Source organism: Rhizobium sp. AN80A (assembly GCF_030053015.1).
Lineage (GTDB): Bacteria > Pseudomonadota > Alphaproteobacteria > Rhizobiales > Rhizobiaceae > Rhizobium > Rhizobium metallidurans.
Genome location: NZ_JASJPX010000002.1, coordinates 903944 through 930284, shown reverse-complemented (window position 1 = coordinate 930284; position 26341 = coordinate 903944). Strand labels below are relative to the sequence as shown.

At 58.0% G+C, this 26341-nt stretch carries 27 protein-coding genes and 4 pseudogenes; 13 read left to right on the top strand and 18 right to left on the bottom strand.

Features of this window, described 5'->3' with window-relative positions; all coding sequences use genetic code 11:
- The first annotated feature begins 228 nt into the window (after positions 1-228).
- Both serA and proP read left to right on the top strand, forming a co-directional pair.
- Positions 229-1467 (top strand): phosphoglycerate dehydrogenase, encoded by a 1239-nt coding sequence (gene serA, locus P3R82_RS11055; RefSeq protein ID WP_283193930.1) that lies wholly within the window; start codon positions 229-231, stop codon positions 1465-1467.
- A 589-nt stretch (positions 1468-2056) separates the two neighbouring features.
- The gene (proP, locus tag P3R82_RS11050) at positions 2057-3574 is read left to right on the top strand and encodes a glycine betaine/L-proline transporter ProP (protein ID WP_283193858.1); all 1518 of its coding nucleotides are present in this window, start codon (positions 2057-2059) and stop codon (positions 3572-3574) included.
- 216 nt (positions 3575-3790) lie between these two features.
- Here the strand turns inward: proP and P3R82_RS11045 are convergent, their stop codons facing one another.
- The 5 genes from P3R82_RS11045 to P3R82_RS11025 form a co-directional block, all read right to left on the bottom strand.
- Entirely contained in the window at positions 3791-5692 is a 1902-nt protein-coding gene (locus P3R82_RS11045; protein ID WP_283193857.1) for a potassium transporter Kup, read from the bottom strand.
- Positions 5693-5862: 170 nt separating this feature from the next.
- Entirely contained in the window at positions 5863-6084 is a 222-nt protein-coding gene (locus P3R82_RS11040) for a hypothetical protein (protein WP_111563739.1), read from the bottom strand.
- Between the two features lie 102 nt (positions 6085-6186).
- Complete coding sequence (locus tag P3R82_RS11035) at positions 6187-6528, bottom strand: hypothetical protein (protein WP_283193856.1); 342 nt, start codon at positions 6526-6528, stop codon at positions 6187-6189.
- 15 nt (positions 6529-6543) lie between these two features.
- Positions 6544-7425: an aldo/keto reductase gene (locus P3R82_RS11030; protein ID WP_283193855.1), complete on the bottom strand. Its 882-nt coding sequence runs from the start codon at positions 7423-7425 to the stop codon at positions 6544-6546.
- Positions 7426-7583: 158 nt separating this feature from the next.
- A complete protein-coding gene (locus P3R82_RS11025) occupies positions 7584-8465 on the bottom strand; it encodes a LysR family transcriptional regulator (protein WP_283193854.1) in 882 nt (293 codons plus the stop codon).
- Between the two features lie 97 nt (positions 8466-8562).
- Here P3R82_RS11025 and P3R82_RS11020 point away from each other — a divergent pair.
- Positions 8563-8819, top strand: a pseudogene (locus tag P3R82_RS11020) (sulfite exporter TauE/SafE family protein); the annotation flags it as partial.
- Positions 8820-8880: 61 nt separating this feature from the next.
- On the opposite strand, the gene P3R82_RS11015 reads toward P3R82_RS11020, so the two are convergent.
- From P3R82_RS11015 to P3R82_RS10995, 5 genes and pseudogenes are all read right to left on the bottom strand, one after another.
- A complete protein-coding gene (locus P3R82_RS11015; protein WP_283193853.1) occupies positions 8881-9255 on the bottom strand; it encodes a VOC family protein in 375 nt (124 codons plus the stop codon).
- 213 nt (positions 9256-9468) lie between these two features.
- Complete coding sequence (locus P3R82_RS11010) at positions 9469-9699, bottom strand: hypothetical protein (protein WP_283193852.1); 231 nt, start codon at positions 9697-9699, stop codon at positions 9469-9471.
- Positions 9700-9733: 34 nt separating this feature from the next.
- On the bottom strand, positions 9734-9970 hold the full coding sequence (locus P3R82_RS11005) for a hypothetical protein (RefSeq protein WP_111563844.1): 237 nt from the start codon (positions 9968-9970) through the stop codon (positions 9734-9736).
- A 196-nt stretch (positions 9971-10166) separates the two neighbouring features.
- Positions 10167-10736 (bottom strand): annotated as a pseudogene (locus tag P3R82_RS11000) (pyridoxamine 5'-phosphate oxidase family protein).
- A gap of 27 nt (positions 10737-10763) precedes the next feature.
- On the bottom strand, positions 10764-11315 hold the full coding sequence (locus P3R82_RS10995; protein WP_111563733.1) for a DUF924 family protein: 552 nt from the start codon (positions 11313-11315) through the stop codon (positions 10764-10766).
- Positions 11316-11409: 94 nt separating this feature from the next.
- Here P3R82_RS10995 and P3R82_RS10990 point away from each other — a divergent pair.
- Positions 11410-11544 (top strand): annotated as a pseudogene (locus P3R82_RS10990) (SDR family oxidoreductase); the annotation flags it as partial.
- 207 nt (positions 11545-11751) lie between these two features.
- Here P3R82_RS10990 and P3R82_RS10985 read toward each other — a convergent pair.
- The 4 genes and pseudogenes from P3R82_RS10985 to P3R82_RS10970 all read right to left on the bottom strand — a co-directional run bounded on the left by P3R82_RS10985 (position 11752) and on the right by P3R82_RS10970 (position 13715).
- Positions 11752-12250: pseudogene (locus P3R82_RS10985) on the bottom strand (N-acetyltransferase family protein).
- A 262-nt stretch (positions 12251-12512) separates the two neighbouring features.
- Positions 12513-12734, bottom strand: a complete 222-nt coding sequence (locus tag P3R82_RS10980; RefSeq protein ID WP_112950088.1) for a hypothetical protein — start codon at positions 12732-12734, stop codon at positions 12513-12515.
- A gap of 102 nt (positions 12735-12836) precedes the next feature.
- Positions 12837-13217 carry a DUF6180 family protein gene (locus tag P3R82_RS10975; RefSeq protein WP_283193851.1) on the bottom strand — a complete coding sequence of 127 codons (381 nt, stop codon included), beginning with the start codon at positions 13215-13217 and terminating at the stop codon, positions 12837-12839.
- A 138-nt stretch (positions 13218-13355) separates the two neighbouring features.
- Positions 13356-13715 (bottom strand): response regulator, encoded by a 360-nt coding sequence (locus tag P3R82_RS10970; protein ID WP_111563730.1) that lies wholly within the window; start codon positions 13713-13715, stop codon positions 13356-13358.
- Between the two features lie 155 nt (positions 13716-13870).
- On the opposite strand from P3R82_RS10970, the gene P3R82_RS10965 reads away from it, so the two are divergent.
- The 4 genes from P3R82_RS10965 to P3R82_RS10950 all read left to right on the top strand — a co-directional run bounded on the left by P3R82_RS10965 (position 13871) and on the right by P3R82_RS10950 (position 17447).
- Positions 13871-14053, top strand: coding sequence for a hypothetical protein (locus P3R82_RS10965; protein WP_113178024.1), 183 nt, complete (start codon positions 13871-13873; stop codon positions 14051-14053).
- A 177-nt stretch (positions 14054-14230) separates the two neighbouring features.
- On the top strand, positions 14231-14674 hold the full coding sequence (locus P3R82_RS10960) for a DUF2231 domain-containing protein (protein WP_283193850.1): 444 nt from the start codon (positions 14231-14233) through the stop codon (positions 14672-14674).
- 1 nt (position 14675) lies between these two features.
- Positions 14676-16013 (top strand): sorbosone dehydrogenase family protein, encoded by a 1338-nt coding sequence (locus P3R82_RS10955; RefSeq protein ID WP_283193849.1) that lies wholly within the window; start codon positions 14676-14678, stop codon positions 16011-16013.
- Positions 16014-16211: 198 nt separating this feature from the next.
- Positions 16212-17447 (top strand): DUF763 domain-containing protein, encoded by a 1236-nt coding sequence (locus P3R82_RS10950; RefSeq protein WP_112950140.1) that lies wholly within the window; start codon positions 16212-16214, stop codon positions 17445-17447.
- Between the two features lie 42 nt (positions 17448-17489).
- On the opposite strand, the gene P3R82_RS10945 is transcribed toward P3R82_RS10950, so the two are convergent.
- Positions 17490-18353: an SDR family oxidoreductase gene (locus P3R82_RS10945; protein WP_283193848.1), complete on the bottom strand. Its 864-nt coding sequence runs from the start codon at positions 18351-18353 to the stop codon at positions 17490-17492.
- A gap of 327 nt (positions 18354-18680) precedes the next feature.
- Here P3R82_RS10945 and P3R82_RS10940 point away from each other — a divergent pair, with 327 nt between their 5' ends.
- The 4 genes from P3R82_RS10940 to P3R82_RS10925 all read left to right on the top strand — a co-directional run bounded on the left by P3R82_RS10940 (position 18681) and on the right by P3R82_RS10925 (position 23284).
- Entirely contained in the window at positions 18681-18968 is a 288-nt protein-coding gene (locus tag P3R82_RS10940; RefSeq protein WP_111563724.1) for a PRC-barrel domain-containing protein, read from the top strand.
- Between the two features lie 189 nt (positions 18969-19157).
- The gene (locus P3R82_RS10935; protein WP_283193847.1) at positions 19158-19418 is read left to right on the top strand and encodes a DUF982 domain-containing protein; all 261 of its coding nucleotides are present in this window, start codon (positions 19158-19160) and stop codon (positions 19416-19418) included.
- Positions 19419-19680: 262 nt separating this feature from the next.
- The gene (locus P3R82_RS10930) at positions 19681-21171 is read left to right on the top strand and encodes an ATPase domain-containing protein (RefSeq protein WP_283193929.1); all 1491 of its coding nucleotides are present in this window, start codon (positions 19681-19683) and stop codon (positions 21169-21171) included.
- On the top strand, positions 21164-23284 hold the full coding sequence (locus P3R82_RS10925) for an ATP-binding protein (protein ID WP_283193846.1): 2121 nt from the start codon (positions 21164-21166) through the stop codon (positions 23282-23284). Before P3R82_RS10930 ends, P3R82_RS10925 begins: the two co-directional genes overlap by 8 nt.
- An 88-nt stretch (positions 23285-23372) precedes the next feature.
- Here P3R82_RS10925 and P3R82_RS10920 read toward each other — a convergent pair whose 3' ends face one another.
- Complete coding sequence (locus P3R82_RS10920; protein WP_283193845.1) at positions 23373-23723, bottom strand: oxidoreductase; 351 nt, start codon at positions 23721-23723, stop codon at positions 23373-23375.
- Positions 23724-23962: 239 nt separating this feature from the next.
- On the opposite strand from P3R82_RS10920, the gene P3R82_RS10915 reads away from it, so the two are divergent.
- Positions 23963-24676 carry a Crp/Fnr family transcriptional regulator gene (locus P3R82_RS10915; RefSeq protein WP_111563719.1) on the top strand — a complete coding sequence of 238 codons (714 nt, stop codon included), beginning with the start codon at positions 23963-23965 and terminating at the stop codon, positions 24674-24676.
- A 382-nt stretch (positions 24677-25058) separates the two neighbouring features.
- Here P3R82_RS10915 and P3R82_RS10910 read toward each other — a convergent pair whose 3' ends face one another.
- Positions 25059-25292, bottom strand: coding sequence for a hypothetical protein (locus tag P3R82_RS10910; RefSeq protein WP_283193844.1), 234 nt, complete (start codon positions 25290-25292; stop codon positions 25059-25061).
- Positions 25293-25377: 85 nt separating this feature from the next.
- Entirely contained in the window at positions 25378-26097 is a 720-nt protein-coding gene (locus P3R82_RS10905; RefSeq protein WP_283193843.1) for a Crp/Fnr family transcriptional regulator, read from the bottom strand.
- Positions 26098-26341: the final 244 nt, after the last annotated feature.

Here is a 26341-nt window from a genome sequence, read left to right as displayed (position 1 = left end):
CTTGACGGCCGTTTTATTCTGGTCTTTTTTCTTCTGAAACAACGCATTAGTGGGTTTGAAGATCCTCGCGTCGCCGACTTGGCGTCCAACATGCATCGAGAGATGGGCGGGAGAGTAACGGCTTTTGCGCTTGCATTGCTTATCGGATGGTCGCAAAGCCATGTTGAAGGGCGCCACGGTCGGCTCGAAACGACGCTGGCAAATTTAATCGGAGACAAAAGGTCTATCATGACTCGCCAGCTTTCTCTCTCCCGGGACCGTATTTCTGTACTTCTGCTCGAAGGCATCAACCAAAGCGCCGTGGATTACTTTGCGGCGTCTGGATACACGAATCTCACTCACCTGCCGAAGGCGCTCGATGACAAGGATCTCGAGAGCCACATCGCCGATGCGCATATCATTGGTATTCGCTCAAGAACGCAGCTGACAGACGAGATATTCCAATCCGCCAAAAAGCTGATTGCCGTTGGTTGCTTCTCGGTCGGCACAAACCAGGTCGATCTCGAGGCGGCGCGGCGCCGCGGGATACCTGTCTTCAACGCACCCTACTCGAACACGCGCTCGGTGGCGGAACTTGTGATCGGCGAGATCATCATGCTGGCCCGACAGATCTTTCCGCGGTCGGCGTCCGCACATCAGGGCGGATGGGAGAAATCCGCTGTCGGCAGCCGCGAGCTGCGGGGTAAAACGCTAGGGATCGTCGGTTACGGCAATATCGGTTCGCAGCTCAGTGCTCTTGCCGAAAGCATGGGGATGGTGGTGCGCTATTTCGACCTTTCCGATCGGTTGCGCCGGGGCAATTCGGAATCGATGGCGTCGCTCGGCGAGCTCCTCGAAATCTCGGACTATGTGACGATGCACGTTCCCGAGACAGCATCGACCCAAAACATGATCGGCGAGGCCGAACTGCGCCGCATGAAAAAGGGCGCGATCTTCATCAACAATTCGCGCGGCACTGTCGTCGATCTCGATGCGCTCGCGACCGTATTGAAGGAAGGGCATCTAGCCGGAGCTGCCGTAGATGTGTTTCCCGTGGAGCCGGCATCGAACAAGGATCGCTTCGAATCGCCGCTTCAGGGTTTGAGCAACGTCATATTGACACCCCATATCGGCGGCTCCACCGAAGAGGCGCAGGAGCGCATCGGCCGCGAAGTCTCCAGAAAGCTGGTCGAATATTCCGACGTCGGCTCGACGATGGGCGCGGTCAATTTTCCTCAGGTTCAGCTGCCCGAGCGCCCGAATGGCACGCGGTTCATCCACGTCCATGAAAACCGCCCCGGTACGCTCATCAAGCTAAACGAGATATTCTCTTCGCGCGGGCTCAATATAATCGCAGAGTTCCTGCAGACCCATGGCGACACGGGCTATGTGGTGATCGAGGTTGAGGGCGTTTCCGAGACGTCCGATGAAATTCTACAGGCGCTGCGCGCGATACCCGGCACGATCAGAGCGCGACTGCTCTATTGACGGTGCGCCCAGGGGATGCGCCAAACAGTCTTTCGGCGAAAGTCGTTCAGCCCGGTCCGCCGATGACAGGTCTATTCGTTTACGAGCTCCCCGAGGACGAGATACGCTATATGAAGCTGGTGCTCTCGAAACAATATGATCCGCAGCTCAAGGACGAGATCAGCGTGTCGCTCGAACCGAATGATGCTGCCCCGCAAGCGAGACTGGCGATCCGTAAAGATGGCATCTAATCGTGTGAAGTGGACATGGTGACTCTCGCTCGCAAGCCTGCCGTTTCTGATCGCGGCCGCCATTGTGATCAATGCATGGCGAAACATTGAGGATTACAGCCGTCGGATCGAGACCGATGTCGTGGAGGGATCTGGTCAGCTCGACTATGCCGGCGCGACGTGGCGCCTCGAGAAGGTCAGACTGCTTGGCGATGGACGCGACACGCAACTGCGTCTTCCCGGCAAGATGGCTCGCTCGCCAGGCTGGCGGCCAGCTTGGAGCGGCAAAAACAAGCCCTAGATAACAGCTTGGAGCGTTCAGGCGTTTCAGGCATTTACCCGCGCCTCTTGGTTGAGGTGAATTTGTACATGGGGGCATCGTGAGCGATACGCAAACCAACACGCTGACACTGAACGACGTCACTGTCATCGAGGACTCCAAGCTCAAGAAGGCGATCACCGCGGCCGCCCTCGGCAATGCGATGGAGTGGTTCGATTTCGGCGTCTATGGGTTCGTCGCAGCCACGGTTGGCAAGGTATTTTTTCCTGAAGCTTCGCCAGCAGTGCAGACCGTTGCCGCACTCGCAACCTTCTCCGTACCGTTTCTCGTGCGGCCATTGGGCGGCGTGTTTTTCGGCTCTATGGGTGACAAGTTCGGTCGGCAAAAGGTTCTATCGTTGACGATCGTCATCATGGCGGTCAGCACGTTCTGTATTGGCCTGATACCGAGTTATGCGATGATTGGCTTGTGGGCACCCATCCTGCTGCTCATGTGCAAACTTGTCCAAGGGTTTTCGGTTGGCGGTGAATACACCGGCGCCGCCATATTTGTCGCGGAATATTCGCCTGATCGCAGGCGCGGTTTTCTTGGAAGCTGGCTCGATTTTGGCTCGATCGCCGGATTTGTTCTCGGCGCTGGACTGGTCGTCGTTCTGACCGCGGCGATGAGCGAAGCAAATTTCCTCGCCTGGGGTTGGCGCCTACCTTTCTTTCTCGCTGCTCCCTTGGGTCTCATCGGCCTTTATCTGCGGCATGCGGCCGAGGAGACGCCGGCCTTCACCGAACGCCTGAAGCGGACCGAGAAGGAAGATAAGCAGACGTTGTCCGAGCGGCCCATGATCCCGATAGCGGAGATCATCCAGAGGCATCCAAGGTCCCTGGCAATATGCATCGGCATGGTGCTTGTTACTAACGTCACATATTACATGCTCTTGACCTATATGCCGACCTATCTGGCGAAAACCCTCGGCTATACGGAGGACCATGGCGCTTTAATCATCATCGCGGTCATGGTCGGAATGTTATTCGTGCAGCCGCTGGTAGGATTTTTGAGTGACCGCATCGGCCGTCGGCCGTTTCTCGCGGTTGGAAGCATGATCATCCTCGCCTTGTCGTTGCCGGCATTTCATCTGATAGCGAGCGGCAACACGATCGGCATCTTCTTTGGTCTGTTAATCCTCGCGATCGGTCTGAATTGCCTTGTCGGCATCATGGCTGCAACTTTGCCCGCCTTGTTTCCTGCGCGAATTCGCTACAGCGCGCTCGCCATATCCTTCAATATCTCGATTATCGTCGCCGGCCTCACACCCACTGTGGCGGCATGGTTGGTCGAAGCGACCGACAACATCTATATGCCGGCGTACTATCTCATGATTGCCGCAGCCGCAGGTCTTCTGACGACCTTTTTCCTGAAGGAGACGGCCAATCGGCCCCTTTATGGAGATACGCCCAACGCTTCCAGCCGCAAAGAGGCAAGTGCGCTTCTGGCGGAGCATTATCTATACATCGAGGAAAGCGTTGAAAAGATCGATGAAGCGATGGCGGAGTTGGCCGAGCAGATGCAACTTCTTCAGCAGAAGCGTGAAAAGCTCGTGGGCCAACACCCCGAACTGAATTGATCGCCCACGAGGTGTGCGAAGCAGGAAGATCGCCCCCGAGGGCCCTGCCCCTGATGTGCTTCGAACGAGATTTTTCGGGCCAATTCGAGTTCCGACCCCTCGCTTGATAACTCGTCGCGTTTCTTCACCGACAATTCCTCCGCAGTGTACACGTAGCGATTGTCTTTGAGGTTACGCGAATAGGAGCACGCTTTGCGACGATCGACCCCAAAAAAATCAGATAACGGTTTGCAAGCCGAGCTCGACCACGCGTCCTGTTGGAAGACCGAAATAATCGGTAGCATTACCTGCGTTCTGGGCGAGTACGATGAACAGGCGATCCTGCCAGAAAGGCATGCCGCCTTTCTTGGATGGGAGGATCGTCCGGCGCGACAGGAAGAACGATGTCGACATGATATCGAACTTCAGACCAAGCTTGCGAACAAGCACAAGCGCGCGCGGGATGTTAGGCGTCTCCATATATCCGAACGTGATCACCAGCCGGCTGAACAGTGGGCTGAAGCTCTCAAGGAAAATCTTCTCGTGGTCAGGAACGAACGGCTCCGTTGCAGTCACGACGCTCAGAATGACATTGTGCTCGTGAAGAACTTTGTAGTGCTTGAGGCTGTGCAGCAGGGCTGTGGGGGCACCCTCGACGTCGCTTGTCAGGAAGACTGCTGTTCCAGGTACCGTCGTCGGTGGCCTCTTCGTCAACCTCTGTATGATCCCTTCCAGCGGTACCTCGTCCGCACGCGTTCGAGACGCCAGTAGCCGACGGCCTGCCATCCATGTCTGCATGATGAGGGCCATCGTGCATGCAACCGAGACCGGAACCCACCCGCCTTCCGGAAATTTGGCGATGTTTGCCACAAAGAACCCGGCGTCGATCAGGAAGAGTGGCACGATGATCGCCGTGGTGGTGAGCGTCGTCCATCTCCAGATGTGTTTCATGACGACGAACAAAAGGATGCTGGTGATCAGCATCTCGCCCGTAACCGCGATGCCGTATGCGGCAGACAGTCCGCTCGAGCTTCTGAAATACAGAACAAGTGCGATAACGAACACGAATAGGAACGCGTTCACTTGTGGCATGAAGATCTGCCCGGAGTGCGTCTCGGAAGTGTGCAGGATCTGCAGGCGTGGCAGTAAGTTGAGGTGCATTGCCTGACGCACAAGCGAATATGCCCCCGAAATGACTGCCTGGCTCGCGATCACCGTTGCTGCGGTTGCCAGACACACGATTGGCACACGCGCCCATTCAGGATGCATGCCGAAGAATGGGTGGTCGGTCATGCCAGGATTTGCGAGAACGAACGCGCCTTGTCCGAAGTAGTTGAGAAGCAGGCATGGAAATACGAGCGAGAACCACGCCACCACGATTGGTCGTCTGCCGAAATGGCCGAGGTCGACGTAGAGTGCCTCAGCGCCGGTGACAGCGAGGAAGACCGCGCCTAGGACGGCGATAGCGTGACCGATATTGTTCGATGCATACAAAACTCCGTGAAGTGGATTGATGGCGCTAAAAATCTCCAAATCATCGAGAATATGGACGGCGCCGCTTATTCCAAGAACCAGAAACCATACCGCCATGACGGGTCCGAATACTGACGCGACACCACCTGTCCCAAAACGTTGAACGAAAAACAGTACGGCAATGATCGTAACGGTGATCGGAACGATCCATGCCGACAGGCCGGGCGCGACCACCTGGATTCCTTCGACGGCGGACAGAACCGAGATTGCTGGGGTAATAATGGCGTCGCCAAGGAAGAGGGAGGCTCCCGCGACACCCAAGACGAGAATCCACGCTGGCTTGTCGGTGAAGCTCTGCCGGGCAAGCGTCATCAGGGACAGCGTTCCCCCTTCGCCCCGATTGTCAGCCCGAAGAACGAACATCACGTATTTAACGGTGACGACGATAGTCAGGGCCCACACGATGAGTGAAAGAATGCCGAGCACGTTCTCCCGGTGCGATCCCAACCCCGCCGTGGCGTGAAGTGCTTCGCGAAACGCGTATAGGGGGCTTGTCCCGATGTCACCGTATACGACCCCAAGGGCAGCCAACACCAGTGACGGCAGACCGTTGCGCGATTCAGTTGCCAGTTCTGGGTCTTCAGAGCGAAGTTGGGGGTAGGTCACCGAGCAATCCTGACGGAAGCGACTTTGTTTTCAACATTGTAGGTGATGATATCGCTGAACGCTCGAACGTTCGATTGGTTCGATCGGATGAACCACAGCATTTAAGACTTGCCAAAAAGGAAAAGAGGCCGCGTACGGCTACCCTGTTTCGAACGGTCTGCCACACGACATCAGGGCAGGTCCTTCAGCATCCGGATCCGGTTTGCGGTTGTGAAGGCAATAACCTTGTCCTGCTCGATTGCCCGCAACACCGCTAGGATTTCATCATGCGTAAACCCGCTCTCGCGAAGCGGGTCGCTGATATCAAGCAAACTGATCGTTACCTTGCGCTTCGCCTTGAGTGCCCGAAGCCTTGCGATGAGAGCATTCTCTGTTTCGCTAAATCGACTCATGTGATGCTTTCGTTTGTTGCGTGTCCTCGCGTTGCTCTCCGCGCCGCGTATCGACCTGGAGAGATACCACTCTCGAGGTTGTCACGCTAAAGTTCCTCGACGTCACACAAATCCCGTATGTCCGCCAAACGCAACCTCTTCATCATCAAGGTTTCCCGTACCAATCCTCTTGCTTTCTCCCGACAGTAATTCGACGCCTTGGTCTGTTTCACCTTGAGCGTGCCCTCGGCTTTGTCCCCCGCGAGCTTCCTCCTCGCCGTCAAATGCTCGATCATCCTCACCGGTGACCAATCGGTCAGTCTTCGCCTCACAGAATGCGGCGTCGATCACGGACTGCCGGTTGGCCACCCATGCAATGTCCGGTTCGGCGACAGAAACGCTCTGATCGATCCGCGTCGCATTTGATGGCGCTGTTGGCGAAAGCTTGGAAATCTTCTCGACCATCGGTTCTTTCTTTAATTATGCCTTCTGGAACGCTTTTTTGCCCTCGGCGTCGAGTGCCCTGAATTGATCGTCGGTCAGCGTTACGTCCGCCGCGCGGACGTTCTCCTCCAGATGTTTGACTTTTGAGGTGCCCGGAATCGGGAGCATGACCGGGCTACGCTTCAGGACCCATGCAAGTGCGATTTGACTTGGCGATACGCTGTGTTGCTTTGCAACCGTATCCAGAAGAGATCCAGGCTTCGCCAATTCTCCGGCCGCCAGTGGATACCACGGGATGAAGCCAATTCCGTGTTTCGTGCAATAGTCGAGGACGTCCTCGCTCGTGCGATCCACCAAGTTGTACCTGTTCTGCACCGTGGCCACCTTAAAGACCTTCGATGCAGCCTCGATATCAGCCACCGACACCTCGCTCAGCCCCGCATGGCGGATTAGGCCCGAGTCGATGAGCGACTTGATGGCGTCAAACTGCTCTTTAGCTGGTACCCTTGAATCGATCCTGTGCAATTGCCATAAATCAATCCTTTCAACGCCCAGGTTTCGAAGGCTCTTGTGTACCTGTTGAATTAGATATTCGGGACGCCCGACAGGCAGCCAGATATCCGGGCCGTGACGGGTGAGGCCACCCTTGGTGGCGACGATTGATCCATCGTTATAAGGGTGAAGCGCTTCCTTAATCAGCCATTCGGAAACATCTGGCCCGTATGAATCGGCGGTGTCGATGAAGTTGACCCCAAGCGAGGGGAGACGCTTTAGCGTTCGGATCGCTTCACCATGGTCTGCGGGAGGGCCCCAGATGCCGGGGCCGGTCACGCGCATGGCGCCAAACCCCAAGCGGTTCACCTCCATGTCTCCGCCGATCTTGAACGATCCTGATTTCGCCGCACTGTACTCGGTCATCGCCAGGCTCCGCCGTCGCATGTAGTTGATCGATATCGTGAAGGTAGTGGCGCGAGGTGGTTGTTAAAGTGGTCTTGATGACATTCTTACACACGCGCACGGAAAGGACCAACCTTACGCACGGCGGTTTGTCGGTCCTCGGCCTTACCTGCCGTGGATCATGCGCGCGCCAGATGGTCGAACAGGTCTTTTACAATCGGCGGGACACCGCGGCTCGCGGCGATGCAGACCGAGAGATGCCGGCGTGCCCAGGTATCGGCCAGCGGCGTTACGGAGAGACCTGATGTGCGCGTGCACCTCCTGGCGACGGTCCCTGGAACGATGGCAATACCAACGCCAGCGCCTTCCGCGGAGCATATGCTTTCGAGTGTCCGCGGCCTGATCCGGTATCGCAGCTTTATCGCAAGCCTGTTCGCCTGCGCATCGATATGATCTTGCAGTGCGCCGCGCTCCAAGCCGACGAAATACTCTTCACCGATCTGCGCGAACCGAACTTCCTTTGCGGTCGCGAGCCAATGTGCCTGGGCCGAGACGACAGCGAGCTTGCTCACGGCGAAGGGCTTGAGAAGGAGTTCCTCGTTGGTGGCCGTGTCCGACAATACGCTTATATCTGCAAAACCTGCCGCGACGCTGCGTGCTATCTCATGGCTTTGGCGCTCGCGAAGCTCAACGTCGACCTTAGAATGCGCCGCAAGCCATGGTGACAGCCGTGTTGGAAGCGTATCAACGACAGCCGCCGTGTTGGCAACAATACGAATGGTCGCCCTTATGCCCTTTGCAACGAGGCTCAGTTCTCCACGCATCAAAGCGGCCTGGTTGAGTATTTCGCGGGCATGGTGGGAAAGTGCCTCGCCCGCTTCCGTTAGCACAACACCTCGGCGGCCTCTTTCCAAGAGGAGAACCTTTCCCGTCGCCTCCATTTCTCGTAAACGGTCGCTGGCCGCAGCAAGAGAAAGACCGACATCGGCTGCTCCATGGGTAATGCTTCCGGCATCTGCTACGGCAAGAAAGAGACGCACTTCGGTAAAGTCAAAGCACATCGAGGGATGCTACAAGCGATTAGCCTTCAGTCTAGGCGAAGGCTTGATACGGGAACGCCGCATTGTGCATGCCGCCGCATAACCTATGAGAGAGGTTATGACCGGCCTATCAACCTCGACCCTGTTCGCCCTCTTCGCAACGTTCTTTGCCGCCGGAGCGGTTAAAGGGGTGACCGGCATTCGCCTCCCAACCGTTGCAATGGGATACTTGGGAGCCTGCTATCACCGCTCGCAGCAGCGTCGTTGCTCATCATTCCGTCCTTTGTGACGAACGTCTGGCAGTTGTTCGCGGCACCACGTTTCATGGGCATGCGTAGGCTCTGGACAATGATGGCGGGTGTGGTGGCCGGAACACGCAGCAGTGACCGGTACTGGTGGAGGGCGCAAAGTGGTCGCCCATCCTGATGATGCCATCTTACTTCGTCGGTTGAGACCGCGCGGTCAGTTTATTTCCATCAGGATCGCGCAGATATGCAACGAACGCCCCGTTCGGACGCTCGGAGGGCGGACTCTCGATTGCTGTGCCACCGTTCGCCGTGCCCGCGGAATGCCAACTTAAAACATGGTCTGGGCTCGTGGCGGCGATACCGATGGTCCCGCCGTTGGCGGCAGTTGCCGGATTGCCATCGATCGGTTTCGAGATCATCAGCCGACCACCCTCGTGGGCGTAGATCAGCCTGCCTCGTGCATCCATCTCGCCCGGCTTGCCTCCCAGTGCGGCGAACGTGGCGTCGTAAAAGCGTCTCGCTTGCTCCAGGTCGTTGCTGCCAATCATGACGTGGGTGAACATTGCATCATCTCCTGGAATGGGGTCTAACCCGCGCGAGCGGGTATTCCACCGTGCCAACCAAATCCGGACAAAGTTAGGTCAGATAGCGCCAGCCACCAGTAGCATCGCTCACCCGGTTCAGTTTCATCAAATCAGCAGCCTGTCGATGCAATGGCGAAAAGCTGGCAGCAAAAGCCGTCAGATTGGCGCATTCCTAGTCGCTAGGAGCTTGGATCAATCCGAGAACCTAACAATGACCCCACGCTGGCGAAAATAAGCCTTCATCCGTTTCCGACCCTCCCGATTACTTTGCACGAGCTTGGTGGGATCGAACACGGCATCTTTCTGGCTTGCACGCGTCAGCGCTGCCTTGAGCTCTGCGATGCGCTCGTCGATGTCGGCGTTGTCGGCCTGAAGCGATTCATAGATCCGCTTCGTTGCATCTTCTACGGTCAGTTCACTCATTCTCATGCTCCGGCTTTCCGTGTAGCCCTCGGCTTTACGCCGCCAGCTTTAGTTCGAGCTTCCACGTGTCCTGGGGATTGTGCTTGGACTCGTGGATCGAAAGCCCGCTGCCTTCCATATCGATTTGCATCGTCGCCAGGAGCCAATCGGCGGGCATGACACAGGGCAGGGCTTCTTTACCGATAATATCGAGGAGCTCGTTCTCAGTCGCGAGGCCATTGCGGGACTGCTGACCAGTGCGGTCGAGGGTCCATAGGTAGCGTATGGTCAAAGTCTGTAGTCCATGCGTTATTCGAGCGCCTTCTCTACAGTCCGGGTCCACCAAGATCAAGTTCGGCGCTTTGTCACAGTTCACCGAGATCCGGATGATCAGCGTAAAGACTGCAGGAAAAAGCGTCACCCTTGTTCACCCCTGCCGCGACGTAGCGTTGGTTGAGCGGGCGGTCCTACGCTGAGCTCCAGAAAAATTAGGGATTGATCTTTCGGGCATCCAGGAGTTCACCACGGGATCCGTAGGAAAACATCGCTCGCCGATTGGCTCCACGCTCTAACTGGAACCAATCGAGTTCGGAAGCTGAGGAAAACTATGACTCCGAAGACGACCTTTCCGCTTTCATCGCCAGCATTCGCTGCGTCAGACCTCTTACCTGTAGGCGGGTCGCCCGGTGGGCCGCCAGCGTAGGTCGACCGCGTCCATGGCGACAGACGATCCCACGCATCTGCTGCTACCGGACTCCTGGTCCATTGCGCTCCGCTGTGCCACGTAACCGAAGTTGCTGGCCCCGCGCTGGGTCAAACGCCAAAAGCGTTACTGATGGATTGGCGCCAATCTTGCGCCATTTGTCCGATCTAGTATCCGTGTGAATCTCGATCGTGCGCTTTTGCCCATTCGCAGACCGCAGGACGACCAGACGAGCCTGCGGACGCCCGTCGGAATCTACCGTGCACAGGTTCACATGGCGGAGGCCGGAGTTCGGATCCGTGCCTGCAAGTTCGAGATCGATCCAAGCGGCTTCATCGAGCTCGGTTAGGTTCATGCCGGCTTCCAATGAGATGGCCAGATTTCAGAATCCTGCTCCCGGCTGCGCCAAGTATTCAAGCTCGGCGGCCGTCGACTGTCGGCCAAGTGACCGATTTCGATGCGGGAAGCGGCCGTATGACCTGATCACCTCTCGGTGGCGGATCGCATAATCAAGGTACTCGTCATCGCCCAGTTCGGTGAACAGCGCAACAGAGCGATCCTGATGCGCGATATCCTCCGCGTGTTCGAACGGCATGTAGAAGAAAACGCGGAGCTCTGGCGAGACAACTTTGTCGTGGCCAGACCTAAGCGCCAACTCGGATTCGGCCAAGGCAAGGCCGTCTGTCGCGAATGCGAGTGCTGTTCCGCGGTAGATGTTGCGAGCAAACTGATCGAGCACGACAATCAGCGCGAGGTGGTTTACGGCGTTTTCCCGCCATTCGGGGCTCGGACCAGCCGCGAGCGCAAGATGGGTGTCGCGGAACTGACTTTTGATTTCAGCGTCGAGTTCAGTGGCGCCACGGAACCAGTCGTCGCGGCCGCACTTCTTGAACCAGAAGTGATAGACGTCCTCAGGTGTACAGATCGAACTCACGTGTCCTCCTTGCGCCGCAGGTAGTTTTTGCCATGCGAGGCTCCCTAAAGCCTAAGCGCCTCTAGCGCTTCTTCGCCACTTCAACAAGAGGCCGATCCATCCAACGAAAAAAATGGCGTCCGCCCTGGAGATCGCGCAAGCCGCGCTTTTCCTTTTATCGGACCGATCCCAATTCAGGACCGGCAGCCCGATGATCGTCGATGGAGGCATGTCAATCCGCCTCTTGTAGCAATCGGATGTGGCCGCCGCGACAACCGGACGTCGCGGCGGCTTTTCGCCCTAAAGCGATTGCACTGCGAGCTGAACTATCAGCCGAACGCGACGTCAGGCCGTGCTACTTATCCAGATCACGCGGCGGTCCCCGACAGTCTTGAGACCAGCACAACACCAGCAGGTCGGCGGTTCAGCCACCTTGCAACAAGCCGGTCGCAAGCCTTCAGCGAGTGGATAAAGGCGGCGGGCGAGGGGATGTGGTCGAACCGGTCCCCAGCGAACGCTGCACCATGACACTGTCGGCCCAGCGGCCGTAGCGATATGCGACGGCTGGCATTAGGCCGACGCGCACGAAATCGAACCTTTCGTGCAGGTCAAGCGACGCCGCGTTGTCGGCGTCGATGTAACCGATGATCTGTCGGAAACCTGCCGCCGCACAGGCGTCGATCAGACCGCGTAGGAGCTGGCTTCCGACGCTTGCTGATGTGGTCGTGATGCACATAGATCGAATGCTTGACGGTATAGCGGTAGGCAGGGTGTTTGCGGAACAGCACGACATATGCATAACCGACCACGGTCCCGTTTATGGTCGGGACAAGTTGCGGAAAGCGCCTGCTTTTAAGGTTCTTGCGTCGATCGCCCAGGTCATCCGGCTCCGGCGTATCGCTGTCGTCAACGCCCTCTTCGACGCCTCGGCAATCGAACGCAAGATCTCGCCTGATTTTATGACGGTGCTGTGACGATGGCGAGAAGTCCATCAGGAGGGCGGGAAAGAATTGTTTCAACACCACCTCTGCCGCCCGCTCGGTGCCGCAGCGATCGTCGGCGTCATTGGAACTTTCATTTTATTGAGCAGGTTCGAATATAGTCGCATGCACAAAACAAGCGTGCGTTTGCCGTCACCCCTTTGGACGGATAAAATTCGAGCTCGCGTTCTCCTGCGAGGGCTTTCTTTTACCGGCCCTGCCAAGAGTCCGGCTGAAGTTACTCCGCCGCGTGACGCAGCGAATAGCCCTCCAGCGGCTCGACGAGCGCAATGAGCTCGAAATCACTGATCATGTGATGTTGGTCGGAGCCGAGGACGGCCAAGGTCCAGAAGTCCGGATCCTCACCGAAAATCGTCGACACCTGTACGATTGTCGTCCGGCCATCGGTGTGTTTGTCGGACCGTGCCCAGTAAAATGCGTCTGGAACCAAACTCTTCATCACGTCTACTCCCCACACAATGAGGCCACGATATCACGAAATTGTAATATGACCATCTCTCGTCTTCGCCACCTACAACGAGGATAAAGACGATACCGTAGGTTATTCCGCGGCGGCTTTGACCGCGGCGTTTGCCTGGTCTGCAAACTTACCGAGTGCAGCCTTCGGTCCCTGATAGTCGATCCCCTGGACAACGCTGACAGTCGTGCTCTCAACCTCGATGCACTGTGCGATGAAAGCGCCGCGGCCTTCATCACCGCCTCGGACGAGCACGAGCTGCCCTGGGAACGTCTGTACGTCGGATGCGAGCCCCGATTGTTCCGCCGTTTTCTCGATCGTGCTCCCGCGGGTCTCGATGCTCAACTTTGCCTTCGGTGTGCGCTCCACGTGATAGGTCAGATTGAAATTGCTATCTTGCGCAAGAACAGGAACCGTAAAACCAAACACGCTCGCTGCGGTGAGCAGCAGGGCAGAATACTTCATTGAAACGTCTCCGCTGAAAGGCTGGATGTCGCCGGGGAATTGGCGCTCGGTCGACGAAAGGGAAGAGATGGATGTGCGCTAACCACCCGCTCCAGCTCGAAGGGTTGTTCAGATCGGAGCATTTGCTCGCTTCCACGTTCAGTCCGCGGCGAGTAAGCGAGCCAACGTTTCCTTGAGCATTTCCGGAATAGCTGGCTTTCCAAGCCACAGACCCTTTTCGAATGCGTGCTTTGCATCGTCATCGACCTCGGCGCCGGAATACACGACGAAGGGCACGTTCGCGTCAGCCAGCGCTGCTACGACATCGACGCAGAGGCCATCATTCAGTCTTGGATCTACAACTGCGACATGAGGCTTGTTGGTCTCGAGCCATATTAACGCCTCTGATTGGGTGTCAAAAGAAGTGATGGAAGATGCGCCGTAGCCTCTAAGCATGTCTTCCATGTCGAGCGCGATGAACGGCTCGTTTTCGAGAACGAGTACGTTTCCAAGTTTCATTGCTGCGGCTCCCTCCAATCAATACGTTGACCGAGATCTCCGTTCGGACAACCAGCACTTTATCGTGTCGAGGGCCGTTGCGCTGTTTTGTACGCTATCAGACGGTAACATCTCGTAGTCCTCCGCGTTCTCCGCCCGAACGGGAGAATAAATACATGACAGATATCACGGTGAAGAGCCGGGCAACTTCGAACCTTGCAAAGAAGATCGAAGCGCGCGTCCGGACGGATGAAATTGCGCGCGAGACGATCACTGAAGAATGTGGGCGCAGGGATGCCAAGACCGCGCGGCTGCGGGCCGCGCGGATCCAGGCACAACAACAAGAGAGGCAACTGTAATTCGGCGCGCGACATTCACATGAAGCGCCAAACGCGGTCCTGCATGATCGCGTCAACGACTAAACTGGCGATTGAATAGCGGCGCCACGCTCAAGCTTTGCGAATGCAGTCATGGCGGGAACAATCACTAAGATCGTCAGTTTTCTCACTAGTTGCCGGTTTCTTTGGAAAATGCCCATGACCTATACCGTCTCTGCGCCCGCGCTGCGGGCATTCAAATCACCCTTCCGCTCAATCCCCCTACATTTCGCCGCTGCCTGTTTGATCGGCGCGCTTCTTACCGATATCGCGTATTGGCGAACGATGCAGATGATGTGGACCAACTTCTCCGCGTGGCTCCTGCTCGCCGGGGCCGTGCTTGGTGCCGTCGGATTGCTGGCCGGGCTGATCGATGCGGCGCGGGGTCTTCTTGCGCTGAGGACTGCGGCGGGTTGGCTCTATGGTGTCGGGAATCTCATCGTGTTTGGCCTCGCCATCTTCAACTCCTTCGTTCATAGCCGTGACGCCTGGACATCAGTGATGCCGCTGGGATTGGCACTCTCTGTGGTGACTGTCTTGCTGGTGTTGATCGTTTCGGTTCTGGGCGCGCGCGTCCGACGCCTCGCTGCGGGAGGATGGTAAAATGAAGTTTCTCTCTCAGCGATATCGCATATTCACGGCCGGCCTGTTCGCGAGCGCCGGTCTATTGGCGCTAGCCGGGTGCAGTGACAGTGAGCCGGAGCCGACGGAGATCGGCCCTAGCCCGAAACTTCCGGCCCAGGCCGAATATTTCGTGCCGCCGATGAACGTCGCGAAGGTGGTCGGTTGGAAAGATGGCGAGACGCCGAAGGCGGCGGCAGGGCTAAAGGTCCAAGCTCTGGCCACCGGGCTTTCACATCCTCGTTCCGTCTACACGCTTCCAAACGGCGATGTTCTGGCCGTCGAATCCACGGCGCCAAAGGGCGAGGCGATCACACGACCCAAAGACCTGATCGTAGGCTGGGTGCAATCCCTGGCGACAGGAGGTGGCGGTGGCGGAGGCGAGGCCAGCAACCGTATTACGTTACTTCGCGACGCCGATGGAGATGGTGTGGCTGAGACGCGGGAGGTGTTTCTCGATCATCTGAGTTCGCCTTTCGGCGTGGCGCTGGTTGGAGGCGATCTCTATGTCGCCAACACTGACGCAATTGTCCGCTACCCCTACCGCGAGGGCGATACCAAGATCAGCGACCCCGGCACGGTTCTGACCGAGCTGCCGGGCGGCCCGATCGACCATCACTGGACAAAGAGCCTCGTGGCTAGCGACGACGGTAGTCTGCTTTATGTCGGCGTGGGCTCCAACAGCAACATCACGGAAAACGGGATCGAAGCGGAGAAGAACCGAGCCGCGATCTGGGAGGTCGACCGTCAATCGGGCCGCCACCGGATTTTTGCTGCCGGCCTACGCAATCCGAACGGATTGAGCCTAGAGCCGCGGACGAAAGCGCTCTGGACGGTCGTGAATGAACGGGACGAGCTCGGCCCGAACCTCGTGCCCGACTACATGACCTCGGTTAAAGATGGCGGCTTCTATGGCTGGCCATATAGCTATTACGGGCAGAATGTCGATCCGCGCGTGATGCCGCAGCGTCCGGATCTGGTCGCGAAGGCGATCGTCCCGGATTATGCGTTGAGCTCGCACGTCGCCCCGCTCGGCATGACATTCTATACCGCCGACAATCTGCCCGAGGCCTATCGAGGCGGCGCGTTCGTTGGTGAGCACGGCAGTTGGAACAGGCATGCTTTCAACGGCTACAAGGTCGTGTTCGTGCCGTTCAAGGATGGAAAGCCTGATGGTTTGCCGCAGGATGTGCTTACGGGGTTCCTCAACGAGCAAGACCAGGCGCGAGGTCGACCGGTCGGCGTGGGCGTTGACGGTAAGGGGGCCTTATTGGTCGCCGATGACGTCGGCAACACGATCTGGCGGGTGACCGCGCAGTGAACCGCTACGATCGGCCGGTGCGAAACCAGGGATTAGGCGGCGACGCGTCACAACAGGGGCAAGCAATTCGCTGACCGTCCTCGGCATTTATTTCCGGCTGAGGCCGAAAAGCGCACGATCGTTGTTCGAGATCAGAAGACGGCCAGTTTGCGGGCGATCGGTTGTGTTTTCGGCCGGCCGAGCGTAAACATCGTCGAGATGTCAAAACGATCAGGCAGCGCCGACTTACCGCTTCACGGCGGACGCGTTCCTCCATGGCTGGGCGAGCGCATGACCAAACTTGGCGTTCTTATCGCGGAGGCGATTATCCACCACTATGGCCGTGATGAGTTTTTGCGCCGACTATCTCACCCGTTCTGGTTCCAGTCGTTTGGATCCGTCATGGGCATGGACTGGCACTCTTCCGGTATCACCACCAGTGTGCTGGGGTCGCTAAAACGCGGTTTGAAACCGCGGGCCAGGGAGCTTGGGCTCCATGTCTGCGGTGGCCGCGGCTCCCATTCGCGAAAAACGCCGGACGAACTTGTTGATGTCGGGCATCGCGTGGGTCTCGATGGCACCGGGCTCGCCAATGTCAGCCGCCTCGTGGCGAAGGTCGATAGCGCTGCGGTTCAGGACGGATTTGATCTCTACCTGCATGGGTTCATCGTTGCCGACGACGGCAAGTGGGTTGTCGTGCAGCAAGGGATGAACGACGCGACCCGCCAGGCGAGACGGTATCATTGGCTGTCCGAGGGGCTGGAAAGCTTCATCGATTCTCCCCACAGCGCGATCGAGGGGCGAACGCAGGGCGATATCATCAATCTCGCCGACAAGCGCGCGGAGCGTTCTCGCGTCGGACAACTGGATATCCTCGCTTCGCTCGGACCGGATAGAATTGTTCGGGAAGCGTCCGCGCTCGCCCGCAAAGTCGAGGCAGTACCTGCGCCGGAACCGGCACAAATGTCGCTGCCACACCTCGTCATGCCCGCTCATCACGATGTCCGCGAGACGGATGTGAACATGAAGCGGCTGCATGGCAGCCTGGCGGCAGCGGTGGATCGCGGTCCGGTCGACTTCCAGGAGCTGCTGATGGTCCCAGGCGTGGGAGCGCGAACGGTCCGGGCGCTTGCGATGGTGGCGGAAGTGGTCCACGGCGCTCCCTGTCGGTTTTCCGATCCGGCGCGATTCTCGATCGCCCATGGCGGTAAGGACCGACACCCGTTTCCGGTGCCGCTGAAGGTCTATGACGAAACCATCAGCGTCATGAGATCAGCCGTTGCGAAGGGGCGACTTGGGCGCGAGGAGGAACTTGCAGCCCTGCAACGCCTGGATATCCAGGCGCGGCAGCTTGAGCGTTATGTCACGGGGCCTGATCTCAAGGAGATCCTCGCGGGCGAATTCCGAGATAGCGCGAGCTTCGGTGGCCGCAGCGTGTTCGGCTGGGAGGAATGACCGGTCACATCTTGGCTGGTCATTCTCAAAGTGCCCTTGATGCTAGATCATGATCTCGCCGCCGGTCACTGGAATGACCGCGCCGGTCATGTAGCTCCCTAGCTCAGATGCCAGGAGCACATAGGCGCCCGCCAATTCCGCCGGCTGACCTGCGCGGCCGATCAGCGTTTGCTCGCCGAACCTGGTGGTCTTCTCCGGTGGCATCGTGGATGGGATGAGCGGCGTCCAGATTGGCCCTGGCGCCACGGCGTTGACCCGAATGCCTTTCTCGGCGACCATTTCCGCTAGCCCGGCGGTGAAATTCGAAACGGCGCCCTTGGTTGACGCGTAGGCAAGCAGGTGTGCCGACGGTTGTCGAGACTGGATTGAGGTCGTGTTTATGATCGAACTGCCTGAGCGCATGTAAGGGATCGCGGCCTTCGACAGGAAGAATGGCGCGTAGATATTGGTGCGGAACGTCCGATCCCATTCTCCGTCGGTGATGTCTGCAATATCGGCATAGGTCCGCTGAAACGCGGCGTTGTTCACAAGCACGTCGATGGCGCCAAGTTCTCGCACGGTGTGCTGGACGAGATCCTTGCAGTGATCTTCCGACGTGATATCGCCTGGGACGACGACCGCCTGCCGACCTGCTTCGCGGACCCACTTTGCCGTATCCTCGGCGTCCTCGGTCTCGTCAAGGAAGGAAATCACGATATCGGCGCCCTCACGGGCAAACGCGATCGCCACTGCCTTGCCGATACCCGAATCCGCCCCCGTGATTAGGGCGACCTTTCCATCGAGCCTTCCGTTACCGCGGTAGGAACGCTCACCGTGGTCGGGAACGGGCTGCATCCGTGAGGTGCTGCCGGGCGGCTGTTGGCGCTGTTCGGGGTAAGGGGGTGCTGGTCTGCGGTCATCGCTCATGGTCGCCTCCTTTGGCTGTTCAGGAGGCAAACCTACGCGAGCGGCAACAGTTCCCACTGTGGTCATTTCCCCGTCGGCGACTTTGGTCGTGATGGAACCTGTCTCCGAACTCCAGGCTTGCATTTGGAGATCGCGCTTGTGTCAACCGGACGCGACAGGGATGGTGAACGCTGCGGTTTTTCCGGTTTCTCGCTGCGGGCAACGAAACGCCAGGCGAGCATCCGACCTGTCCAAGCTGCGATTTCGCCTCAAAGCCACCGGGCCTGCGGTAGCACGAGGAACAAAGCGCGGTGGCGACGTTAGGGTTTGTAGCTAAGGAGAATGCTAATGGATCACACGAATCACGTGCGCCTTTCCGCTGCCGAGTTGACAGCGGACAATCTTCAAGGAGCGACCGTCTATGGCGCTGACGACCACAAGGTCGGCTCCGTGGATCACATCCACGGAACGAACTCGGTCGTTATCGATGTCGGCGGTTTTCTCGGGATCGGTGCGAAGCCCGTAGCCGTGCCGTTTTCGGACCTCGACTGGATGCGCGACGAAGATGGCGATGTTCACGCGGTGACAAGCTGGACGAAGGATCAGCTAAAGGCGATGCCCGAGCATCGCGATTGAGAAGGCTGGCTCGGTTCAATGCCGGGCCTTTTCATGGCCTATTTTTGATCCCCGCCCGGCCCGCCTGTGCAATCCACATTCGGGACTCGTCGGTCACAAGCGAAGCTTAGCCTGACTAATGCCGGGTAACGTTTGTACGGTGGTGCCCGAACCAGCGCGCGCTGGAACCCCCGAGTGGAGCGATGTTTCTTGCATCCGCAGGGAGGAAAACATGCCGATCACCAAGTGGGGAAATCCAGTTATCATCGTGAATGGGTTAAGCCGGAGACTGTAGCGGGCCCTTTCGAAGACATGATCCATCTGACGGATGGCTGGCCGGAGCGCACCAGCGCGTTATTTATCGAGGCTCGAAACGCGTGCCGTGCCGCGGTAGCAGGCCTCATCGACGGCGATGTCGCTCAAATCAAGTTTTTGGCTGCGGTGGAAGCGGCCAAGCCGGGTGTCAACTGACATTCATTTTCGTCGGGTGACTTTAGGAGCCGCTGCTTGTCGGCCTTCCAACTGCAAATGTTCATCTGTGCGCTACCGTACAAAATTCGGCGGACGACTGCGGCTCGTTTATACTCGTGGAGCATACGCGCGGCCAGCCATTCTCTAAATCGTCGTCAGCTTAAGCCTGGCGCGACGTGTGTGCGGCTATCCTTGCCTTCCGCCGCTTCCTTCATATTTCCCAGGGACAAGCCCCTTGGCGACGAACTTCCAGGAACACACCTTGCCAGCAACTCTTTCTTCCGGAAACAAAGGCCTTGATATCATCCTGAAGGGTGGACTGCCGTCGCGGCGCCTTTACCTCGTTGAAGGAGCGCCAGGGTCGGGGAAGACCACGCTGGCGCTGCAATTCTTGCGAGAAGGCGTCCGTCAGGGTGAGCGGGCGCTCTATATCACGCTTTCTGAAACGGAGGAGGAGTTGTCCGCCGTTGCAAACTCGCATGGGTGGGACATCAAGGAGTTCGACGTTTTCGAATTCAACTCCGCGTCAGACGTATTTGGCGAAGGACGAGAACAGTCCATTCTGCATCCATGGGAGATGGAACTCACCGAGACGATCCGGCTGATCCAGGATGAGGTTGAGCGGGTCAAACCGAAGCGGGTTGTGTTCGATAGCCTTTCAGAGATGCGCCTGTTGGCCCAGGACCCGTTGCGTTATCGCCGGCAAGTTCTTGCATTGAAGCAGTTCTACTCGGGACGCGACACGACGGTCCTTCTGATTGACGACATGACCGGCAACGCCGAGGAGCGGGATGCTCATCTCCATAGTCTCTGTCATGGTGTCATCACCCTCGAACGGCTGACGCTGGATTATGGCGCCGCCCGCCGCCGCATGCAGGTGCAGAAGCTGCGTGGCGTCGATTTCACCGCCGGATATCACGACTTCACCATTAGGAAAGGTGGGCTCGAAATCTATCCGCGCCTCATCGCCGCCGCCCATCACGCGGATTTTTCCGGAGAAGTGACGGCGAGCGGCGTGGTCGAGCTGGACCGTCTTTTGGGCGGTGGTCCGCGACGGGGAACCAGCACGCTTCTGACGGGGCCGGCTGGCTGCGGCAAGACTACGATCGCCCTGCAATATCTCTTCGCAGCCTGTGAGCGCGGCGAGCCCTGTATTGTTTATGAATTCGACGAACGGATCGGAACGCTGCTTGCCCGTGTCAAGGCGTTCAGCCTCGACCTGCAACCCCATATCGATAGTGGCCTGCTTGTGGTCGAGCAGATCGACCCGGCGGAAATTTCCCCCGGCGAATTCGCGACCCGCGTCCGCGGTGAGGTGGAGGCGAGAGGCGCACGGGTGGTGGTGGTCGACAGCCTGAACGGCTACATGGCCGCCATGCCGCAAGAGCAGCATCTAATCTTGCAGATGCACGAACTGCTTTCCTATCTCAGCCAGAAAGGCGTCGTGACTTTCCTGATCAACCCGCAGAATGGTCTCGTTGGAAGCATGTCGACCAACCTGAATGTATCCTATATCGCTGATACCGTGGTGTTGCTTCGTTTCTTCGAGGCGGAAGGGCGTGTCAGAAAGGCAATATCCGTATTGAAGAACCGCAGCGGCATGCATGAGGATACCATTCGCGAACTGCGCATTGACAGTGGCGGCATCAGGATTGGCGAGCCGCTTTCGCAATTCAGGGGAATTCTGACGGGGACACCCGAATACATGGGCGCGCGGGGTCCGCTGATGGAAGATCGCGAACGTGATGGCTGAGCGACTGCGAGAAGGTTGCCGAATTCTCGTCAGCGCTCCGTTCGGGCGCGATGCCGACAGCGTCGCGACGCTTTTACGCCAAGAAAACTACGACGTTGTCGTCTGTCTCGATCTCGCCGAGGTGGCAGAAGCGATCGACGAGAGTATTGGCGCAATCCTCCTCACGGAAGAAGCCCTCGTCAAGGATGTCGATAAGCTCAAGTCGGCGCTGGACGCTCAGCCTTCGTGGTCTGACGTTCCTTTCGTGCTTCTGGCAGCACCTCGCACCAGCCGAGCGCCGAACGGGCGTCTGTCTCAGTTGGCGCTGTTTGATCTCGCAAGCAATAGCGTGGTTCTGGAGCGGCCGCTCGGTAGAGCCTCGCTTCTCAGCGCCGTCGCGTCCGCAATGCGGCTGCGCTCCAAGCAGTTCCAGATGCGTGACCGCTTGGCGGAACTAGACGAGAGCGAAACGCGGCTGCGTCTTGCAACCAGCGCCGCTGGTGTCGGAACATGGGATTTCGACCTCATCACCGGTGAGCTGAGATGGGACAAACGCTGCCGAGCGATGTTCGGAATTCTCTCCGATCGGCAGGTTTCCTACGAAGCGGGGTTCTTGGCCGGACTACACCCTGATGACCGCGAGAGGTCAGACCAAGCCGTCAGGGATGCGCTGCGGCCCGGCGGTTCCGGAGAGTATGAGATCGACTATCGGACCATCGGAATAGAAGACGGTGTCGAACGCTGGATCGCGGCGAAAGGCGGTACAATTTTCGTTGACGGCAAGGCCGTTCGGTTCGTCGGCACGGCCATCGACATCAGTGAACGCAAGCGGACGCAGGAAGCACTGGCTAGGTCGGAGGCTGCATTGCGTCTCGAGCGCGAAGCGCTCGATGATCTCAACCGAAATCTCGAGGCGCGTGTCGTGCAGCGCACTGCGGAACTTGAAGAGGAAATGGCCGCGCGCAGCCGGGCCGAGGAAGCGCTTCGTCAAGCGCAGAAGATGGAGGCAATCGGCCAGTTGACTGGAGGGATTGCTCACGACTTCAACAACATGTTGACCGGTATTATCGGCGGTATCAATCTCGCCAAGCGCCGCATCGCTTCCGGTCGCGTTGAGGAGGTTGGGCGCTTCATGGATGCCGCCACGGAGTCGGCACACAGGGCCGCCGCGCTCATTGCCAGACTTCTTGCCTTCTCGCGCCGGCAGACCCTCGACGCAACGTCGCTTGACGTGGCAGCTCAGCTCCTCGCTACGAAGGAACTCCTGGAACGAACCCTTCCTGAAACCATCGCAATAGAGCTGAAAGTCACGGCTGACGTGGGATATACCATGGCGGACGCCAATCAGCTTGAAAGCGCTCTGCTGAACCTTGCTATCAACGCGCGCGACGCCATGCCTGATGGCGGGCGTCTTACGATCACCGCGGAGCAATGCCGGGTCGCGGCATCGGAAGCCGGTGGGCTTGACGCGGGGAACTACGTGATGATCGCCGTAGAAGATACCGGCGTGGGGATGCCCCCGGAAATCTTGGAGAAGGTATTCGATCCTTTTTTCACGACAAAGCCGATCGGGCAGGGCACCGGTTTGGGCTTGTCAATGATTTACGGCTTCACGCAGCAGTCGGGCGGTCAGGTTCGCATTGACAGTTCCCCCGGACAAGGCACGTCGATCAAGCTTTATCTGCCGGCCGCATTGGGCGCTGAGACGCAAGAAGAGCAAGGTGATGCCGAAAGCCCTTCGGAGGGGAGCGGCCAGACCGTGCTAGTCGTCGAAGATGACGACGCTGTCCGCCTTTTGATTTGCGAGGTGCTCATGGACCTCTCTTATCGTGTTCTTGAGGCCGAGGACGCCGATGCCGCGCTTCGTACGCTGACCGCAACGGGGAGGATCGATCTTATGGTGTCGGATGTTGGCCTGCCAGGGATGAACGGCAGGCAGCTTGCCGACGTTGCGCGTCAGCATAGGCCGGATCTGCCGGTTCTCTTCGTCACAGGATATGCGGAAAACGCCGCCACCAAGGCAAGCTTCCTTGGGACCAACATGGCTATGATCGGTAAGCCCTTCGCTGTTGAAGTGCTTGCATCGAAGATCAATGAGATGGTTAACCCTGCCCATGGGGTCGAGCAAGCTTAGCTGCTTGAGGCGCATAATCGGACACCACAGGGCCCGCTTCTGCGGGCCCCGGTAGCCGTGTCACCAGCCGGGCGACCGAACGCCTCAACTACTTGCAGGTATTTGCCGGGTCGGTGCCGGTTGCATTGTTGTTGCTCGATGGATTGGTCGTTCCGCCAGCACCGCGTCTTGCGCAGTCATTGGCGTCGCCCCCGGATGCGCCGGAATTCTGGCCATTCATGTTGGTGTCGTTGTCCATTCCATTGCCAGTGTTCTGACCGTTGCCACTGTTCGAGCCGGCACCGTCCGTGCCGCTTGTTGCGCCGGTGCCGGTGCCGCTTGAGGCGCCAGAGCCTCCAGAGCTGGTACCGCCACTTCCCGATCCTCCGGATGACTGGGCCATGGCGGATGTCGCCAAGCCAATCGACAGGAATGAGACCGCGAGAATTTTCATGAGCATCGGGATTTCCTCCATTTGATTGCTTACCTGGACCCAACTTGGAGAAAAGTTAGTAGTTCCCGCGAGAGGGACAAAGTCTGTCTAAGGGCGAGGTACCCACGCCATCCCGCAATGCATCTGATGTAGAAATGTCTGCCAGCGTACCCAAGAACATGAAGAACGGCAGGATGTTATACAGCCGACATTTTTCAGCGTGTGAGGAATGCTCCGCATGCCTCATCCGATACAATTGAAGTCTCATGTTCGCCTCTGACCAATCAACCATGCACAACCGGCTACTGGCTCGTCTGCCTGATGCGGAATTTCAGGCTATCCTCGGCAGTCTGGAAATGATCGACCTTCGACAGGGTCACGTTATCGTCAACGCGAACGGGCCCATCGACCACGTCTATTTTCTGTGTAGCGGTATCGGTTCAGTCATCACCGTGTCGTCGGATGGAAACCAGGCGGAGGCCGGGATGTTTGGTCGCGAGGGATTTTCCCCGACATCAGCGGGCGTCGGCGGGACTGTGAGTGTCCACGAGGTGCTGATGCAGGTCGCCGGTTGGGGCTACAGGATGACGTTGGGCGCAACGCTCGAGGCAATCTCGTCCTATCCCAACTTCGCAAACCTCCTTGCGAGGTTCATCCAGACTTTTGCATCGCAGATCTCTTACACGGTGCTGTCGAACGTCAACTATCAGATCGACATACGACTGGCCCGATGGCTTCTCATGTCGCATGACCGCGTCGATGGTGACGAGATAGCGCTCACCCATGATTTCATTTCCCTGATGCTCGGTGTCAGGCGACCGAGTGTCACGACTGCTTTGCACGTCCTTGAGGGAGAGAAATTCATCCGCTCCGAACGAGGTCTCATCACCATTCGCGACAGGCGTGGGTTGGAGGAGTTTGCCGGCGATTCCTATGGCAGGCCTGAGGAAGAGTATCGGCGCCTCATTGGACGATTCTAGCGCGGCAGATCAGACCGGTCATGCGGGTGGCAACATTTCCGCATGGGAACCTTTCGTTCGGCGGTGTTAAAAGAGAGGCGCGTATTGAGACGTTCCGTACGCTGGCAGACGATCGATTGCCTTCCGCTCTTCACGCTATACTCTAAACCGCATGCAAAAAGCAGAGAGCCCACAGCTTCGCCGGCGCGAGTCTATCAGCGCTGAGGAGCGGCAGAGACGACGTGAAGCAACGTCGCAGAACGCACTGGCTGCAACCAAGGCCGAGGCGGAAGCGCGGCGCCTGAAGACAGAGCGCCTTCGGGCCGCGCGCGAGGCCGCTCGGCCTCAAAACGACGGCGATGTCGTTGATCAAGCATGACGAAGCGGTCGGTCAGCAAGGGACCTAGTCAAATTTGATGACGTCTCGGAATGGAACTGTACTGAGAACGTTTCCCTTTTCGTCGGTAATTTCAAATTGCATTCCGTCGATACGCTGATCATACAAAATAAGTTCGGCGACCATCTCGCGCGCGGATTTCGTTGCTTCCCGCCTCGCTGCTTCGAGCGATGGAAGGTCGATCCCTTCGTCGTCGGCATCGAAACTTTCGTCTGAGCGAACATTGAAAAAGAAAAGCATTCTGTCCTCCATAAGCGGACAAAACGAATGCTGGTGGTCAGCGGTTCCATGGAAAGTGAACGGCATCAGCCGCTTATGAGAGGTTCTAAAGCTCAACCTTCGAGCCAGCGCCAAGCAAGCGCTCGAACTCGCGTTCAGGCAGCCCATAACAACCGGCCGCAAATCGCTCCAGACCCCCGCGGTTGACGACGATGATCGTTCCGCGGTTCGAACGAATAAGTCTGTGGCCTTCGAGAATGTGAAGCGCTGTCGTCACACTCGGTCGACGGATACCGAGGAGGAAGGCGATGTATTCGTGCGTGATCTCAAGGACGTCCGCTTTCACCCGGTCGTGGCACATGAGGATCCAGCGGGCCAACCGCTTCTCGACGCGAAATTTGGCGTTTGCGAGCGCGGTGTAAGAGACCTGCACCGCGAAAACGTGCATGAACTTGATGAAAGGAATCTGAAGCGTGGCGCTTCGTTCAGTCGCCTCGCGCATTCTGTCCACAGAGATACGATATCCGCGGCCAGCAACCTGCATTTCTATGAGGTATGGCACCACCGTGTCGCCAATGACCGTCGATGTCGGCACAAACCCCTCGCTGCCAAACATGCCGGCCTCCGCCTTCTTCCCGTCGGGCAGCACGCTGATTACGGCGCCGATACCGCTATCTGGAAAGTAGACGTACTCCAGCAAGGTGTCAGGGCGAGCGATGGGAAATCGGGAAGGCATTTCAACTTCTTCCAGATATGGTGCCAGAAGCTTAAAATCCTGGTCGCTCAAGGATCGCAGAATCCGGTTGGACATCTGTGCTTTTTGCATTCGTTCGATCAACTCCGCCTGTCGATACGCGCCACGGCTCTGACGCACGCACTATCAAATTGTCAGAACAATTCGGACGACAAGGTCGCAGGGACGAAAATGCTCGCTGGTGTCACGCGTAAGGTCGACGGTTACTCGCTTTCACTGAGCTACACTCTTGACATAATAGTTGGTGTGTCCGGCCATTGGGCCGGGCACACCGTGTTTCCGCAAAACGCCAAAGTGTGGCGCCTATGATCGCCGG

Excerpts from the sequence above, each read along its gene's own strand:
- serA (WP_283193930.1), top strand. The coding sequence starts at position 229 with ATGACTCGCCAGCTTTCTCTCTCCCGGGACCGTATTTCTGTACTTCTG.
- P3R82_RS11040 (WP_111563739.1), bottom strand. The coding sequence starts at position 6,084 with ATGAGTCGATTTAGCGAAACAGAGAATGCTCTCATCGCAAGGCTTCGG.
- P3R82_RS11035 (WP_283193856.1), bottom strand. The coding sequence starts at position 6,528 with ATGGTCGAGAAGATTTCCAAGCTTTCGCCAACAGCGCCATCAAATGCG.
- P3R82_RS11030 (WP_283193855.1), bottom strand. The coding sequence starts at position 7,425 with ATGACCGAGTACAGTGCGGCGAAATCAGGATCGTTCAAGATCGGCGGA.
- P3R82_RS11025 (WP_283193854.1), bottom strand. The coding sequence starts at position 8,465 with ATGTGCTTTGACTTTACCGAAGTGCGTCTCTTTCTTGCCGTAGCAGAT.
- P3R82_RS11015 (WP_283193853.1), bottom strand. The coding sequence starts at position 9,255 with ATGTTCACCCACGTCATGATTGGCAGCAACGACCTGGAGCAAGCGAGA.
- P3R82_RS11010 (WP_283193852.1), bottom strand. The coding sequence starts at position 9,699 with ATGAGTGAACTGACCGTAGAAGATGCAACGAAGCGGATCTATGAATCG.
- P3R82_RS10980 (WP_112950088.1), bottom strand. The coding sequence starts at position 12,734 with ATGAAGAGTTTGGTTCCAGACGCATTTTACTGGGCACGGTCCGACAAA.
- P3R82_RS10975 (WP_283193851.1), bottom strand. The coding sequence starts at position 13,217 with ATGAAGTATTCTGCCCTGCTGCTCACCGCAGCGAGCGTGTTTGGTTTT.
- P3R82_RS10970 (WP_111563730.1), bottom strand. The coding sequence starts at position 13,715 with ATGAAACTTGGAAACGTACTCGTTCTCGAAAACGAGCCGTTCATCGCG.
- P3R82_RS10965 (WP_113178024.1), top strand. The coding sequence starts at position 13,871 with ATGACAGATATCACGGTGAAGAGCCGGGCAACTTCGAACCTTGCAAAG.
- P3R82_RS10960 (WP_283193850.1), top strand. The coding sequence starts at position 14,231 with ATGACCTATACCGTCTCTGCGCCCGCGCTGCGGGCATTCAAATCACCC.
- P3R82_RS10955 (WP_283193849.1), top strand. The coding sequence starts at position 14,676 with ATGAAGTTTCTCTCTCAGCGATATCGCATATTCACGGCCGGCCTGTTC.
- P3R82_RS10950 (WP_112950140.1), top strand. The coding sequence starts at position 16,212 with ATGTCAAAACGATCAGGCAGCGCCGACTTACCGCTTCACGGCGGACGC.
- P3R82_RS10945 (WP_283193848.1), bottom strand. The coding sequence starts at position 18,353 with ATGAGCGATGACCGCAGACCAGCACCCCCTTACCCCGAACAGCGCCAA.
- P3R82_RS10940 (WP_111563724.1), top strand. The coding sequence starts at position 18,681 with ATGGATCACACGAATCACGTGCGCCTTTCCGCTGCCGAGTTGACAGCG.
- P3R82_RS10925 (WP_283193846.1), top strand. The coding sequence starts at position 21,164 with ATGGCTGAGCGACTGCGAGAAGGTTGCCGAATTCTCGTCAGCGCTCCG.
- P3R82_RS10920 (WP_283193845.1), bottom strand. The coding sequence starts at position 23,723 with ATGCTCATGAAAATTCTCGCGGTCTCATTCCTGTCGATTGGCTTGGCG.
- P3R82_RS10915 (WP_111563719.1), top strand. The coding sequence starts at position 23,963 with ATGTTCGCCTCTGACCAATCAACCATGCACAACCGGCTACTGGCTCGT.
- P3R82_RS10910 (WP_283193844.1), bottom strand. The coding sequence starts at position 25,292 with ATGCTTTTCTTTTTCAATGTTCGCTCAGACGAAAGTTTCGATGCCGAC.
- P3R82_RS10905 (WP_283193843.1), bottom strand. The coding sequence starts at position 26,097 with ATGCAAAAAGCACAGATGTCCAACCGGATTCTGCGATCCTTGAGCGAC.